This window comes from Streptococcus sp. P25B114 (genome assembly GCF_053010325.1).
Genome location: NZ_JBRKNW010000043.1, coordinates 1 through 1,065, shown reverse-complemented (window position 1 = coordinate 1,065; position 1,065 = coordinate 1). Strand labels below are relative to the sequence as shown.

Annotated in this window: 1 protein-coding gene and 1 pseudogene; both read left to right on the top strand. The window is 31.4% G+C overall.

Going from position 1 to position 1,065, the window contains the following annotated elements; all coding sequences use genetic code 11:
* Positions 1–161: 161 nt before the first annotated feature.
* Positions 162–245: pseudogene (locus tag ACVC7T_RS10910) on the top strand (ATP-binding cassette domain-containing protein); the annotation flags it as partial.
* A gap of 15 nt (positions 246–260) precedes the next feature.
* A complete protein-coding gene (locus ACVC7T_RS10905) occupies positions 261–752 on the top strand; it encodes a hypothetical protein (protein WP_193564749.1) in 492 nt (163 codons plus the stop codon).
* Positions 753–1,065 lie beyond the last annotated feature (313 nt).

Below are 1,065 nucleotides of genomic sequence, written 5' to 3'. Positions count from 1 at the left end.
CCGAAAAGAAGGCACTCTCTTCGGGTTTTCGGTCTGTACTGAAATCAAGGTATTATTGGGAATCCCAGCTTAAATCATAGATACCGTAAGGGATTTTATTCTTTATTTAAAACTTTGCAACAGAACCATTTCAGTTTAGTGGAGATGATGTTTTTAGACCGGTGTCCTCTTTGTCAGGTGGAGAAAAGGTTAGATTGACATTATGTAAATTATTATATAAACGTCCTAATGTTTTAATCTTAGATGAACCGACAAACCACATGGATATTATTGGAAAAGAGAATTTAGAGAATATCTTATGCAGTTATCAAGGTACAATTATTTTTGTGTCACATGATAGATATTTTACTAATAAGATTGCTGACAGATTACTTGTTTTTGATAAGGATGGTGTAGAGTTTGTACAATCTACTTATGGTGAGTACGAGAAAAAAAGGATGAATTCTGAAAAGCCATTTAATAACATTAAAGTTGAGCAGAAAGTAGAGAAAAATAACACAGTAAAAGGCGATCGTAACTCCATTGAGAAGGAGAAGGTTAAGAAGGAGAAACGAATTGAAAAGCTTGAAGTGTTAATAAATCAATATGATGAAGAATTAGAAAGATTGAATAAAATCATTTCTGAACCAAACAATTCTTCTGATTATATAGTACTGACGGAAATACAAAAATCAATTGATGATGTTAAAAGGTGTCAGGGTAATTATTTTAATGAATGGGAACAGTTGATGAGAGAATTGGAAGTTATGTAATTTTTGAGTTATGCAATAAGGATGTAAAAGTGTTAATGATACATTCTGGTTGTTGAAAATGTAAAAAAATTAATGAATTTTTATTAGATATAATCGCTATGTGAAGACCTTTTGAGTTTGCCGCATAGCGGTTTTTATTATCTATACTTTGGAATTGTCAAGAAAAGTGTAGTCGTATAAACTCACTGGTTCTGTTGCAAAGTTTTAAATCTACTATCAAATAAGGTAGAATAATAGAAAAAGATAGCAGGAGGAATGACGATGAATCATTTTAAAGGAAAGCAATTTCAGCAGGATGTGATTATTGTAGCCG

Bases quoted from the DNA above. Each gene is read 5' to 3' on its own strand.
- ACVC7T_RS10905 (WP_193564749.1), top strand. From the start codon at position 261: ATGGATATTATTGGAAAAGAGAATTTAGAGAATATCTTATGCAGTTAT.